Annotated in this window: 9 protein-coding genes and 1 pseudogene; all 10 read left to right on the top strand. The window is 42.3% G+C overall.

Annotation, left to right across the window (positions count from 1 at the left end):
• Positions 1-254: 254 nt before the first annotated feature.
• The 10 genes and pseudogenes from H539_RS0101060 (at position 255) to H539_RS0101015 (ending at position 15292) form a co-directional block, all read left to right on the top strand.
• The gene (locus H539_RS0101060; protein ID WP_026691971.1) at positions 255-2501 is read left to right on the top strand and encodes an alpha-galactosidase; all 2247 of its coding nucleotides are present in this window, start codon (positions 255-257) and stop codon (positions 2499-2501) included.
• 429 nt (positions 2502-2930) lie between these two features.
• A complete protein-coding gene (locus H539_RS0101055; RefSeq protein WP_218970907.1) occupies positions 2931-4835 on the top strand; it encodes a glycoside hydrolase family 3 protein in 1905 nt (634 codons plus the stop codon).
• Positions 4836-5552: 717 nt separating this feature from the next.
• Positions 5553-7028, top strand: a complete 1476-nt coding sequence (locus tag H539_RS0101050; RefSeq protein WP_026691969.1) for a CoA-acylating methylmalonate-semialdehyde dehydrogenase — start codon at positions 5553-5555, stop codon at positions 7026-7028.
• Between the two features lie 99 nt (positions 7029-7127).
• Complete coding sequence (gene iolB / locus H539_RS0101045) at positions 7128-7943, top strand: 5-deoxy-glucuronate isomerase (RefSeq protein ID WP_026691968.1); 816 nt, start codon at positions 7128-7130, stop codon at positions 7941-7943.
• A gap of 16 nt (positions 7944-7959) precedes the next feature.
• Positions 7960-8955 (top strand): 5-dehydro-2-deoxygluconokinase, encoded by a 996-nt coding sequence (iolC, locus tag H539_RS0101040; RefSeq protein WP_026691967.1) that lies wholly within the window; start codon positions 7960-7962, stop codon positions 8953-8955.
• Between the two features lie 3 nt (positions 8956-8958).
• Entirely contained in the window at positions 8959-10866 is a 1908-nt protein-coding gene (gene iolD / locus H539_RS0101035; protein WP_026691966.1) for a 3D-(3,5/4)-trihydroxycyclohexane-1,2-dione acylhydrolase (decyclizing), read from the top strand.
• A gap of 15 nt (positions 10867-10881) precedes the next feature.
• Entirely contained in the window at positions 10882-11775 is an 894-nt protein-coding gene (gene iolE / locus H539_RS0101030) for a myo-inosose-2 dehydratase (protein WP_026691965.1), read from the top strand.
• 18 nt (positions 11776-11793) lie between these two features.
• Positions 11794-13258, top strand: a pseudogene (locus tag H539_RS27470) (sugar porter family MFS transporter).
• A 41-nt stretch (positions 13259-13299) separates the two neighbouring features.
• Entirely contained in the window at positions 13300-14337 is a 1038-nt protein-coding gene (gene iolG / locus H539_RS0101020) for a bifunctional inositol 2-dehydrogenase/D-chiro-inositol 1-dehydrogenase (protein ID WP_026691964.1), read from the top strand.
• Between the two features lie 91 nt (positions 14338-14428).
• A complete protein-coding gene (locus tag H539_RS0101015) occupies positions 14429-15292 on the top strand; it encodes a sugar phosphate isomerase/epimerase family protein (RefSeq protein ID WP_026691963.1) in 864 nt (287 codons plus the stop codon).
• The last annotated feature ends 40 nt before the right edge of the window (positions 15293-15332 follow it).

Genomic DNA, 15332 nt, shown 5'->3' with positions numbered 1-15332 from the left:
ACAAAACCAGGGTCACGTGCAGGAGAACGGTCCTTCATAAGTGGTGTGAAGGACAAAATCAGGTTGAAGTACAGGAGATTTGTCCTTCATCAGAGGGATGAAGGACATAACTAGGTTAAAGAGCGGAAGAATTGTCCTTCATAAAGCGAATGAAGACTATAATGCCAGTGGAGAGATGAAAAAAAATCTTCATTTAATCTACTAAAATTAATTAGGGCTTCAGCTAATGAATTTCTATAGAGCAGGTGAGTATATTGGGCATACATATTAACCAGGAATTAAAGCAATTTCATCTTACCAATGGGAAGGTCAGCTATGTTTTTCATGTGATGAAGAATGGCCAGCTTGGCCAGCTATATTATGGAAAGGCACTTCGGGATCGGGAGGATTTTTCCCATCTGCAGGCCTATGACATCCCTACGGCGGCGAGCTGCCATGTATATGCGGATGACCTCGCATTCAGCCTGGAGACGATCAGGCAGGAGTATCCGGTTTACGGCAATTCTGATTTTAGGGAGCCGGCCATATCCTTAAGCAGGCCGGATGGTCCCTTCATCCCGAACTTCCAATATGAAAGGTATCAGCTGCTGAAAGGAAAGCCGTCCATGGAAGGACTGCCGGCCGTGTATACAGAAGACGACAGTGATGCCGAAACGCTGCAGATTGTTTTGCGGGATGGTCACCTTCAGGCAAAATTAATCCTCACTTATACCATTTTTACTCATCTGCCAGTGATTATAAGATGCGCAAGGCTGGTGAATGAGGGAGATTCCAAGTTTCATATCGAACGTCTCATGTCAGCATCGGTTGATTTTCCAGATAAAGATTACAGCATGATTCATCTTGCAGGGACATGGTCCCGCGAGAGGCATGTGAAGGAAAGGGTGCTGGAGGCTGGGATTCAATCCATTTCAAGTATCAGGGGGGCGAGTTCCCATCATCATAATCCGTTTCTCGCACTGAAAAGGCCGGATGCGACCGAGCATATGGGTGAAGTCTACGGATTCAATATGATTTACAGTTCGAATTTCCTTATGCAAATCGAAGTGGACCATTATGAAAATGTCAGGCTTTCAACAGGAATCCATCCTTTTGGTTTTAAGTGGGAGCTGAACCCTGGAGAAAGTTTCCAGGCTCCTGAAGTGGCAATGGTTTATTCAGACAAAGGCTTAAACGGCATGAGCCAGGCCTTCCATGACTTATATCAGGGGCATCTCATCCCGCGCCAGTGGCGTCATGAGACAAGACCGATCCTGATTAATAACTGGGAAGCGACTTATTTTGATTTTAATGAAGAAAAGCTCGTTAACATTGCCAGGTCCGCTTCTGAGCTCGGCATTGAATTATTTGTACTGGATGACGGCTGGTTCGGCAATAGGAATGATGATACCTCTTCCCTTGGAGATTGGGAGACCGACCAAAACAAGCTGCCGAATGGCATTGAAAGCCTGGCCGGAAAAATAAAAGGAATAGGGATGAAATTCGGACTATGGTTTGAGCCGGAAATGATTTCACCTGACAGCGAGCTGTACCGGAAGCATCCGGACTGGGCCGTTGGCATGAATAGCCAGCACCGGACTCTCGGCCGCAATCAGTTTGTTCTGGACTTCTCCAGGAAGGATATCGTCGACTATTTATATGAAAAAATGGCCGGTATCATCGAACGTACGGACATGGACTATATAAAATGGGATATGAACCGGAACATCACAGAAGCCTTTTCTTCTAAGCTGCCGCCTGACAGGCAGGGAGAATTTTTCCACCGGTACATCCTTGGAGTCTATGATTTATATGAAAGACTGACCTCCAGGTTTCCTCACGTACTTTTTGAATCCTGTGCCGGCGGAGGGGGACGATTTGATCCCGGAATGATGCATTATGCCCCGCAGGCATGGGCAAGCGATGACACAGATGCGGTTGAACGATTAAAAATCCAGTACGGTACATCCTTCGCCTATCCAATTTACAGCATCGGTTCCCATGTGTCAGCCGTTCCGAATCATCAGACACTGAGGAATACACCGCTTAAAACGAGGGCGGATACGGCCATGTTTGGTACGTTTGGCTATGAGCTGGATCCTTTAAGGCTTACGGAAGAAGAGCGGGAAGAAATTAAAAAGCAGGTCGCTGCTTATAAACAATACCGGAATTTAATCCGCGATGGCCGGTTTTACCGCCTGCAAAGCCCGTTTGAAAGCAATGAAACAGCCTGGATGATTGTCAGCAGGGAACAATCGGAGGCGCTGGTTGGCTGGTACAAAGTATTGGCCCAGCCAAACGGGCCTAAGCAGAAAACTCTTAAACTGCAAGGGCTGAACGAGACATTCAGCTACTCCATTAATGGAGAAAAAGCATACTATGGCGATGAGCTCATGCAGGCCGGGCTGATCCTCCCGGTTGAATTCAATGGCGTGAATGGGAAGATCGCTGAGCGCGGCGGGGATTATCAGTCGGGTGTTTTCCACCTTACCAAGCATCTGATGGCATTCGCGGGTAAATAAATGATCCACTGCATTCATTAACAGAGTTCAACATAAGGAACTGCCGCTTTGCCGACAGTTCCTTTTCTTTAAGTTAAATGAAGGGGAATTGTCCCTGTAAAGGTATAACCGAAAAAGGGCATCCAGACTCATTATGACTCTTCATGATCTTTCTGCATAGCTAAATAGAATGAATAAAACCACATAGGAACAAAGAATCATCCTCTCCTCCCTCATACCCAGCCTGCAATAATCCTCATAGTACTATGTTCCTGAAATCGGAATTTACAGCAATATAATCCATGTAATAGCAAAATAATCCATAATTCTACTAAAGATTAAGAAAATTTTGTATATTATACTCATTTTGTAAGCGTTGTCATTTGGTGCAAAGGAGGAAAGGATTCTTAAGGGGATAGCTGTAAAAAAAGGATATAGGAGGGAATCAGGTTGGCTAAGAAAAGAGTAAAGCATTCCATCTTTACTGGTTTAGTGCTGCTTACGCTGGTGGGTTCCACGATTGGAGGACAGTCGGGCATTGCAAGGGCTAAAGAGAAAATTGCTCCTTATCAAGACCCGAGAATCTCTGTAGAGCGGAGAGTAGATGATTTGCTTCGCAGAATGACACTTGATGAAAAAATCGGGCAGATGGTAGAGCCTGAACGAAATGCTGTTACGGCGGCTGATATTAAAGATTATGGGATAGGTTCTGTCCTTAGCGGCGGCGGTTCGCTGCCAACTACAGGCAATACACCCACTGATTGGGCCAATATGGTCGATAATTTCCAAAAAGGTGCCATGGACACCAGGCTGCACATTCCGATTATTTATGGAATTGACGCCGTACACGGCCACAATAATGTTTATGGGGCAACCGTATTTCCTCATAATATTGGCTTAGGGGCTGCGGACGATCTAAACCTGATGAAACGGATCGGACAGGCTACAGCCGAGGAAGTGCGTGCGACAGGAATTTCCTATGTGTTTGCTCCTGTCCTTGCCGCACCGCAAAATATCCGCTGGGGCCGTACCTATGAAGGCTATAGTGAAGATCCTAAGGATACAGGAAAACTTGGTTCGGCTCTGGTAAAAGGACTTCAGGGGAATGTAGGAGACAAAGATTTCCTAAAAGGCACTCATGTTGTGTCTTCGATTAAGCACTTTGTCGGAGATGGGCTGACTGAAGGCGGAGATGACCAGGGCAATGTGACCGAATATACGGATCAGGAGCTTCAGAAGTACATTAAGCCATATAAGACTGCGATAAAAGCAGGTGCCAGGACGGTCATGGTTACCTACTCAAGCATCAATGGCCTCAAGACACATGGCGACTACCATCTGATCACAGAAGTATTAAAGGGTGATTTGCATTTTACAGGCTTCGTAATTTCTGATTACAACGGTCCGCAGCAAATCGTTCCCAATGATTTCAGAGAGTCCATCAAACGCAGTGTGAACGCCGGGATTGACCTCTTTATGATTCCAAACGACTGGAAGAAATTCATTTCAGTGACAAAAGAGCTTGTTGCGACTGGTGAAGTATCCCAAAGCCGTATTAATGATGCGGTTACAAGAATCCTGCGCGTTAAGTTTGAAAATGGTCTCTTTGAACATCCATATGCAGACCGTAATTTAGTATCAAAAGGGATTGGCCAGGCTGAACACCGGGCCGTTGCCCGCGAGGCTGTCAGAAAATCTCAAGTATTATTGAAAAATGACAATCACATTCTGCCTCTTAAGAAGAATAATACCAATATTTTCGTAGCCGGCAAAAAAGCGGATAATATGGGCTACCAGGCTGGCGGATGGACCATCAGCTGGCAGGGAGGATCTCCTCAGTGGATGGGTCAGCCAGAAAAGAATTTAATACCAGGGACCACCATACTTCAGGGAATTAAAGAGGCAGCAGGTACAAAATCGAAGGTTGACTTCAGCGCAGACGGTTCAGGTGCCAAGGGACATGATGTTGCAGTTGTCGTAATTGGTGAACCGCCATATGCAGAAATGTTCGGAGACCGTGATGATTTAGGGCTGCTTCAGGAGGATATCGACCTAATAAACAAAGTTAAGGCTTCCGGAGTACCAATGGTTGTACTTCTTCAGTCCGGACGTCCAATGATCCTTACCGACCAGATTAAGGATATGGATGCGCTTGTAGCTTCATGGCTTCCTGGCAGCGAAGGGGAAGGTGTTGCTGATGTCCTATTTGGCGACTACCCATTCACAGGTAAGCTATCATTCACATGGCCGAGAAATATGGAGCAGGTGAACAGTCATGATAAATCAAACCCTCTTTTCCCGAAGGGCTATGGGCTGAAAATAAAACAAACCGGGAAGAAAGAGCATTCAAGATAATAGGCAGGAAACAAAGGCTGACAATTTTGTCGGCCTTTGTTTGTTATTGGTAAGTCATTCAGCAATTGGGATGTTTATCTCCATTGACTTAAGATCCCCGCTATTTTTGGGGAAGCCATGGATGTTCCGTGGAGATAGGCATATCCCTTATTATCCACCATGGTTACATATGCGCTTAAATAAGTTGGCAAAGTAGACAGTGCAGGTAAGTGATGAATGTTTTCACTAAATGCTTCCGAAAGATTTCAGTATATGCTGGCATCTTTGCGTACTCCAACATCTACTTCGCCTAAAGTTGATATATAAAACTAACTACTTTCCAAGAATATGTAATTTAAAAGATATTACAAATGAATTCGGCAATACAGGGGGAGATAATGCATGAAGTCATTTTTTATGTATAAGTAAATGGGTTTCTATGTTTAAAGTAAGTGACAAAGGCAGAGAGGCATGAAACTCTCTGCCTTTTTGTATTCACGTTCAGTTTAAATTCTGATAAATTAAAATAATTAAACATTATCGAATTTTATTATTGACTGAAAACGCTTTTAGGCTTATTATTGAATCAAATATAACCAATACTTAACCAAAACATCACAAATATTACACAAAAAGTTACAACTATCTTAAATTGTGTTGGTGAGATATTAAGAGATTACCAATTAGTTAAATCATCATTTAATAGAATGTAGATTAAATTCTAAGGAGGAAGAAAGTATGGCAGAAATAGCAACACAAGTAAGAATAATTAAGAACTACATAAATGGAGAATGGGTTGAAAGCAATACCACCAAATATGAAGATGTTTATAATCCAGCAACAAAAGAAGTAATGGCTCGCGTGCCACACTCAACAAAAGATGATGTACAATTGGCAGTAGAAGCTGGGAAAAAGGCGTTTGAAACATGGAAAAACGTTCCCGTTCAAAAACGTGCAAGAGTTTTGTTCAATTTTCATCAATTACTACAAGAAAATACAGAAGAGTTAGCTCGCTTAATCACAATTGAAAATGGTAAAGCACTATCAGAAGCAAGAGGGGAAGTGCTTCGAGGGCTTGAAAATGTGGAATTTGCAGCCGGCGCTCCCACTTTAATGATGGGTGACTCCCTATCCAACATCGCAACAGATGTTGAAGCAACCAATTATCGTTATCCAATTGGGGTTGTAGGAGGAATTGCACCATTCAACTTTCCAATGATGGTGCCTTGCTGGATGTTCCCAATGGCGATCGCAGTTGGTAATGCCTTTATATTAAAGCCATCTGAAAAAACACCGCTTTTAGTAGAGAAATTTGTCGAGTTATTTGAAAAAGCAGGACTACCAAAAGGTGTATTCAACGTGGTATACGGTACGCATGATGTAGTAAACGAAATCTTGGACAATAAAGAAGTAAAAGCAATTTCTTTCGTTGGGTCTAAGCCAGTTGGTGAATATGTGTACAAGCGTGCAAGCGAAAATTTAAAACGTGTTCAAGTTTTAGCCGGTGCGAAAAACCACGTTACAGTTCTAAATGATGCTGAACTTGACGATACGGTAACGAATATAATCGGCTCAGCATTTGGTTCTGCGGGCGAACGCTGCATGGCAACTTCCGTAGTAACTGTAGAAGAAGGCATTTACGATGCATTCGTAGCAAGGCTGGTTGAAAAATCAAAAGAAATTTCAATGGGTAACGGCCTAGACGATGGAATCTACTTAGGACCAGTGATTCGTGAAGAAAACCAAAAACGTACAATTGGCTATATAGAGAAAGGTGTTAAAGAGGGAGCAAAACTGGCACTTGACGGACGCGAGCGTGTACTAGAAGAAGGTTACTTCGTTGGACCAACCATTTTTGAAGATGTTACAACGGAAATGACGATCTGGAAGGACGAGATCTTTGCACCTGTTTTATCAATCGTAAAAGTACAAAATTTAAAAGAAGCTGTAGAAATTGCCAACCAATCTGAGTTCGCGAACGGCGCTTGCATTTTCTCAACCAATGCTTCCTCCATCCGGTACTTCCGTGAGAATATTGACGCAGGTATGCTTGGCGTGAACTTAGGCGTTCCAGCACCAATGGCATTCTTCCCATTCTCTGGATGGAAGTCTTCTTTCTTTGGTACATTACATGCAAACGGAAAAGACTCTGTTGACTTCTTTACTCGTAAAAAAGTTGTGACCGCACGATATAAAGCACCAATATTCGAATGAACATAAATAGGCATGAACCCCTCCTGTTCATTCCCACTTTTTAAAATGTAAGCGTAATCAGGTTTGTATTAGAATGAAAAAAATTGTGAGGTACTCAAAATGATCAAATTACTTCGAAAACCAGCTAATAATGAAACAACACCAGGTGTTACCATCATCCACGATGTAACAGAACAAAATTCTCCATTAGAATATGTTGGATTTAAAGTCATCGAACTCGTTCCAGATGCTAAATATTCAGAACAGTTAGGCAATAAGGAGTGCTGCATTGTTGCTTTAACCGGAAAAATTAGTGTGGCCGAGGGCGATCTAATATTTGAAAACCTTGGAACGCGCGAAAGCGTTTTTGAAAAGAAACCAACTGACAGCGTTTACGTTTCCAATCATCGCCATTTTGAAGTAAAAGCAGTAACAGAAGCTAGAGTGGTTCTCTGCTATTCCCCATCAGAACAACAACTGCCAACTAAGCATATCAAAGCTTCTAATAATCGTATTGAACAACGCGGAAAATTCAGTAATCAGCGCCTGGTTCACAATATCCTGCCTGATTCTGACCCATCCGCTAATAGTTTACTAGTTGTAGAAGTCTATACTGAAGCTGGAAACTGGTCGAGCTATCCACCGCATAAACACGACCAAGACAATCTTCCTGAGGAATCATTTTTGGAGGAAACCTACTACCATGAAATGAATCCGCAGCAAGGTTTCGTTTTCCAACGTGTCTATACGGATGACCGTTCCCTAGATGAAACGATGACAGTCGAACACGGTGATGTCGTCCTTGTACCGGCTGGTTATCATCCAGTAGGAGTGCCGGATGGTTATACCTCCTACTATTTAAATGTCATGGCAGGTCCAAAACGTATTTGGAAATTCTACAACGATCCTGATCACGAATGGATCTTAAACCGTTAAGGAGCTGTTTAATATCATGAAATATACATTTAATGAAGAAAGACAATTAGATCTAATTGCCATTGGACGTGCCTGCATCGATTTAAATGCGGTCGAATACAACCGGCCAATGGAAGAAACAATGACGTTTTCAAAATATGTTGGCGGTTCCCCGGCAAATATTGCGATTGGCTCCTCTAAATTAGGGCTAAAAGCCGGGTTTATTGGAAAACTATCGGACGATCAGCATGGGCGCTTCATCGAAAGCTATATGCGCGGTGTCGGGATCGATACTTCCAATATGGCTGTTGACAAAGAAGGTCATAAAACAGGTTTAGCCTTTACGGAGATTAAAAGTCCGGAAGAGTGCAGCATTTTAATGTACCGCGAGAATGTGGCAGACCTTTATTTGGCCCCATCTGAAGTGAATGAAGATTACATAAAAAAAGCGAAAATCCTGCTTGTGTCCGGAACAGCTCTATCGAAAAGCCCGTCACGTGAAGCTATTTTAAAAGCAGTTAGTCTTGCAAAGAGAAATGGTGTGAAGGTTGTTTTTGAATTGGATTACCGTCCCTATTCATGGGAATCTGTTGAAGAAACATCTGTTTATTATCAATTGCTAGCCGAACAATCCGATGTCGTGATTGGAACGCGTGATGAATATGACGTACTTGAAAACAAACATTTGGGCAGTAACGCAGTAACCATTGACTATTTGTTTAAACATACACCAGATTTAATTGTCATCAAGCATGGTGTCGAAGGATCCTATGCCTACACAAAATCAGGGGCAACCTTTAGGGGGCAGGCCTATCTGACAAAAGTGTTAAAAACGTTTGGTGCTGGTGACTCGTATGCTTCTGCTTTCCTTTTTGCCTTACTGACAGGCAAGGAAATTGAAACGGCCTTAAAATACGGGAGTGCTTCAGCCGCTATTGTTGTCAGCAAACACAGCTCATCCGAAGCAATGCCAACCACTGCAGAAATTGAACAATTAATTGCTGAAAGAACGGAAAAAGTTGAGGTGAAATAAGCCGTGGGTAAAATTCGATTAACAACTGCACAAGCTTTAATTAAATTTTTAAACCAACAGTATATTCATGTTGATGGGCAGGAGTATCCATTTGTGGAGGGTGTTTTCGCTGTATTTGGACACGGAAATGTCCTAGGTATGGGGCAGGCACTTGAACAGGATGCAGGCCATCTGAAGGTTATTCAAGGGAAAAATGAACAAGGAATGGCGCTTGCAGCAATGGCCTACAGCAAACAAATGCTCCGCCGGAAAATTTATGCCGTAACCACTTCTGTCGGACCGGGTTCTGCCAACCTTGTGACAGCAGCAGCAACTGCTCTTGCAAATAATATTCCAATGCTGCTCATTCCTGGAGATACGTTTGCAACAAGACAGCCGGATCCGGTCCTGCAGCAATTCGAACAAGAATACAGTGCAGCGGTTACAACCAATGATGCTCTAACACCAGTATCAAGATATTGGGATCGTATCACACGTCCAGAACAGTTAATGTCCAGCTTGATTCGCGCATTTGAAGTGATGACCGACCCTGGTAAAGCAGGTCCAGCAACGATTTGCATTTCCCAGGATGTCGAAGGCGAAGCATTTGATTATGATGAAAAATTCTTTGAAAGACGTATTCATTACCTTGACCGCAAGGCACCGGTTGACCGGGAATTAAAGGGTGCAGCGGAACTGATTAAAGCAAGCAAAAAGCCGCTTATTTTAGTCGGCGGCGGTGCAAGATATTCCGGAGCACGCGATATATTAATGAAAATTTCCGAAAAACACCATATCCCATTGGTGGAAACGCAAGCCGGCAAATCCACGGTGGAGTTTACGTTTAAAAATAATTTAGGCGGATTGGGAATTACCGGAACGTTGGCAGCCAACAAGGCCGCTCGTCAAGCTGACCTTATTATCGGAATCGGTACAAGATATACGGACTTTGCCACTTCTTCCAAAACTGCATTTGATTTTGAGAATGCCAAGTTCTTAAATATTAACGTCAGCCGCCTGCAGGCTTATAAATTAGATGCATTTCAGGTGGTAGCAGACGCAAAAACTACTTTAGAACAATTGGCACCATTATTAGACGGCTATGATAGTGAATTTGGTCCAATTGGAGAATTAAAAGAGGAATGGTTAGCAGAGCGTGACCGTTTAAGTAAAATCACCTTCAATCGTGAGAATTTCATTCCTGAAGTCAAAAATCACTTCTCGCAAGAAGTACTTAATGAGTATGCCGATACATTAAAGACTGAATTTGCTCAAACAACAGCTCTCATTACGATTAACGATATTGTTAATCCAGACAGCATTGTGATTAGTTCAGCCGGATCCCTCCCTGGAGACTTGCAGCGTGTCTGGAATCCGACCGTGCCGGAAACCTATCATCTTGAATATGGATACTCCTGTATGGGATATGAAGTATCCGGTGCATTAGGAATTAAATTGGCAGCGCCGCAGCAAGAAGTGTATACCCTTGTGGGCGATGGAAGTTTCTTAATGATGCACTCAGAGCTCATTACAGCCATCCAATATAATCAAAAAATTAATGTTATCCTCTTCGATAATTCAGGGTGGGGCTGTATCAATAATTTACAAATGGATCATGGCGGCGGCAGCTACCATTGCGAATTTAGAACCCATGATAATAAAATCCTCAATATTGATTATGCCAAAGTGGCAGAAGCATACGGGGCTAAAGGGTACCGGGTAAATACAAAAGAAGGTTTAGAAGCAGCTTTAGAAGATGCAAAAAAACAAGAAGTTTCTACATTAATTGAAATAAAAGTGCTGCCAAAGACAATGACAGACGGTTATGATAGCTGGTGGAATGTGGGTGTCGCTGAAGTATCAAATAAGGAAAGTATCCAGCAAGCCAATGAATTCCGAAAACAAAAACTAGAAACAGCAAAACAATATTAAGAGGAGAAGAATTTTATGGGGGAACAAACTATTCTATGGGGAATTGCACCAATTGGCTGGCGAAATGATGATCTACCCGAAATCGGTGCGGGGAATACCTTATCCCACTTGTTAAGTGATATTGTTGTAGCCGGCTTTCAAGGAACAGAGGTGGGAGGATTCTTTCCTGAAGCTCAAGTATTAAACAAAGAATTGAAGCTTCGAAACTTAAAAATTGCTGGACAATGGTTTAGCTCATTTATTATCCGTGATGGAATCGAAGAGGCAGCAAAAGCCTTTCATATAAATTGTCAATACTTAAAAGAAGTTCAGGCCAGCGTGGCGGTTGTTTCAGAGCAGACCTACAGCATTCAGGGAACAGAAAAAAATGTTTTCTCAGAAAAGCCTTATTTCACGGATAAGGAATGGGAAGAACTTTGTCTAGGACTTAACGAATTTGGAAAAATAGCCGAACAATATAATTTAAAACTAGTTTTCCATCATCACATGGGAACTGGTGTTCAAACGATTGAAGAAATTGACCGTCTGATGGAAAATACCGATCCAAGCCATGTTCATCTACTTTATGATACAGGCCATATTTTTGTCTCCGAAGGTGATTATCTTAATCTATTAAATAAACACCTAAATCGTATCAAACATGTCCACTTTAAAGATGTTCGCAAAGAAATGCTTGAACAATGTAAACATGAAGGAAAATCATTCTTGCAATCATTTTTAAGCGGAATTTTTACTGTACCAGGTGATGGATGCATTGATTTCACAAAAGTTTACGAGACATTAGTGAGCTGTAACTACCAGGGATGGATTGTTGTAGAAGCTGAACAGGATCCATCCGTTGCACACCCTCTAGAATATGCTCTCATTGCTCGTCATTATATTGATGAAAAACTATTAATTCATGTTTAAGCAGCAGGGGGCAACTATATGACAAAACAGGGAACAGTGAAACCTCGAAATCAAAAGTCATTTTTAAAGACCATTACGTTAGTGTCGACATTCGGGGTTTGCTTTTTGGTTGTGACACAGGAGTAATCAACGGTGCCTTGCCATATATGTCTAAATCGGATCAATTAAACCTGACTCCGGCAACGGAGGGACTTGTTGCAAGTTCCCTCCTCCTTGGAGCTGCACTTGGGGCGATGTTTGGGGGCAGATTATCAGACAAAAATGGTCGACGAACTAATATTCTAACTCTTGCCGTTCTGTTCTTTATTGCTACACTTGGCTGTTCACTTGCACCAAACGCTTCCATTATGATTGCCTGCCGTTTCTTGCTTGGTCTAGCGGTTGGGGGTGCATCGGTAACGGTACCAACCTATTTAGCGGAGATGGCGCCGATGGAGCGCCGGGGCCGGATGGTAACTCAAAATGAACTGATGATTGTTACCGGTCAACTTTTGGCCTTTACCTTTAATGCCATTCTCGGAACAACACTTGGGGAAAGCGGCAATGTTTGGCGGTTCATGGTTGTAATCGCGTCACTTCCGGCAGTTGTCTTATGGTTCGGATGCTGATTGTACCGGAAAGCCCGCGCTGGCTGGCATCTAAAGGAAAAATTGGCGAAGCCTTGAGAGTACTACAGCAAATCCGCGAGGAAAAACAGGCCCATTACGAGCTAAAAGAAATTAAATCAGCTCTTTCTGAGGAAAAAGAAGTCAGGCAGGCAACCTTTAAAGATCTAAATACTCCATGGATTCGCCGGATTGTTTTTCTTGGGATTGGAATTGCTGTAGTTCAGCAAATCACTGGTGTTAACTCAATCATGTATTATGGAACAGAAATTCTAAAGGACGCAGGATTCCAAACAGAAGCAGCTCTGATCGGAAATATTGCAAACGGTGCCATCTCCGTCCTGGCCACGTTTGTTGGAATCTGGCTGTTAGGCAAGGTTGGCCGCCGCCCGATGTTATTGACTGGACAAATCGGTACGACTGCAGCGCTCCTTTTAATTGGAATCTTTTCACTTGTATTGAAATGCTCACCTGCACTTCCTTATGTGGTGCTTTCGTTGACAGTAACATTCATGGCATTTCAACAAGGAGCCATTTCACCTGTAACCTGGCTTATGCTGTCAGAAATATTCCCGCTTCGATTGCGGGGAATTGGAATGGGCGCGACGGTGTTTTGCTTATGGATTACGAACTTCCTTATTGGATTATTATTTCCAGTACTGCTTGCCGGGATCGGGTTATCAACCACTATCTTCATCTTCACAGTGCTTGGGATAGGGGCCATTGCATTCGTGAAAAAATATTTACCGGAAACCAAGGGCCGCTCCCTAGAAGAATTGGAGCATCATTTCCGTACCTATGGTGAAAAAGGTGTGTCAAAGATGATTCAACCAAAATCGGTCAATAATCTTTCTAAAAATGTTTACTCGGATTTTTAAATATTTCTAGGCATTTTAGCTAATATAGGAGGAAATTTATCATGACATTAAAATTTGGTGTAGTAGGAACCGGTGCCATTGGCCGTGAACATATTAAAAGAATTACCAACACTTTATCGGGCGGGAAAATTGTCGCTGTCACCGATGTAAATCAAGAATCTGCAAAACAGACAGTCGAACAATTAGACTTGGATGCTGTTATCTATCCAGATGATAAAACACTCGTAAATGCTGAAGATGTTGATGCTGTCCTTGTTACCAGCTGGGGTCCGGCACACGAACAAACTGTATTGGCTGCGATTGAAGCAGGAAAATATGTTTTCTGTGAAAAACCGCTGGCAACTACAGCAGAAGGCTGCATGCGCATCGTTGAAGCCGAAATCAAGCATGGCAAGAAACTTGTTCAGGTTGGATTTATGCGTCGTTATGACCGCGGTTATGTGCAAATGAAGGAAGCAATCGATAATGGTTTAATTGGCGAACCACTAATGATCAAAGCTGCACACCGTAACCCAACTGTTGGTGAAACCTATACCACGGATATGGCGGTTGTCGATACTCTCATTCACGAGATAGATGTGCTTCACTGGCTGGTAAATGAAGATTACCAATCTGTCCAAGTGGTGTATCCAAAGAAAACGAAATATGCCCTGCCGCATTTGCAAGATCCACAATTGTTTACGATTGAGACACAAGGCGGAATCGTCATGAATGTAGAAGTATTTGTCAATTGTCGATTTGGATATGACATTCAATGTGAAGTAATCGGTGAAGATGGAACAGTAACATTGCCTGAACCGTTAAGTATCGGATTCCGTAAGGATGCAAAACTTGGAACGAACCTTTTAATGGATTGGAAAGACCGCTTTATTGATGCTTATGATGTGGAGATCCAAGACTTCATGGATTCTATTATGAAAACAGGGGAGCCTAATGGGCCTACCACTTGGGATGGTTATATTGCAGCTGTCACCACAGATGCATGTGTTAAGGCGCAGCAGACAGGGGAAAAAGAACAAATTACATTTAAAGAAAGACCAGCATTTTATAGTGAAAATACGTACTGTAAAACGGTTTAATTTTTTGAATTGAAAAGCATTTTTAATGGGAATGGAAAAATAATATTCATGTACATGGGCCCGTTTGCCCGCTATAGAAAGGGGATATAAAATGCGCTTAGCATATGATCCGTCACATTATCGCGACAATACGAATCTAAAAGATACAATTGATGCAGTTGCACGATTAGGGTATGAATGGGTAGAATTATCTCCTCGTAAAGATTTTATTTGGTTTTATGAATATCCAAAGGTTAATAGGCAGCTGATAAAAGATTTAAAAAGATATTGTGCCGATGCCGGTGTAAAAATCTCATCTGTACTTCCTGTTCAACAATGGTCTTCACCAAACGAACAGGAACGCCAGGCTGCCGTGAGAAATTGGAAACGCTGTATCGAAATCACTGCTGACCTTGGTGTAGATTTAATGAATAGTGAATTTAGCGGTGACAAAAGCCGCCCGGTTGAAAGTGAATCAGCTTTTGTCAAATCAATGGAAGAATTAATGCCGATTTTTGAAAAAGAGGGTATTAAGCTAAATTTACAATCCCATCCAAATGATTTTATTGAGCTCAACACGGAAGCCATTCGAATGATTCGTGCATTTGATAAAGATTGGATTAAGCTGGTTTATTCTGTAGCACATGCCTTCTTTTATGATGATGGTATTGGGGATGTGGCCAAACACTTAGATGAAGCAGGAGATCTGCTTGCTCATGTTCTTATTGCAGATACTCTAAATCATAAAGCCGCATTTGGATTACGCTATATTATTAATCCACCTAATGCCAATGTGACTATCCATCAGCATTTAAATCCTGGTGAAGGGGAAGTGAATTTTGATGTATTGTATCGGAAGTTAAGAGAAATGAAATTTGATGGAGTTTTAACAAATTCAGTTTTCGCTTACCCTGATAAACCAGAGTGGTCAAATGATGTCACGTTGAAATCCATCAGAGAAGGACTACATATTTAATTTTATTCTAAGAAGTCTATTAGGGATCAATGCTAACAAT

The organism is Peribacillus kribbensis DSM 17871 (genome assembly GCF_000430765.1).
Taxonomy (GTDB): domain Bacteria; phylum Bacillota; class Bacilli; order Bacillales; family DSM-1321; genus Paraperibacillus; species Paraperibacillus kribbensis.
The sequence above is the reverse complement of the archived record's forward strand: the minus strand, read 5'-3'. Positions and strand labels throughout refer to the sequence as shown.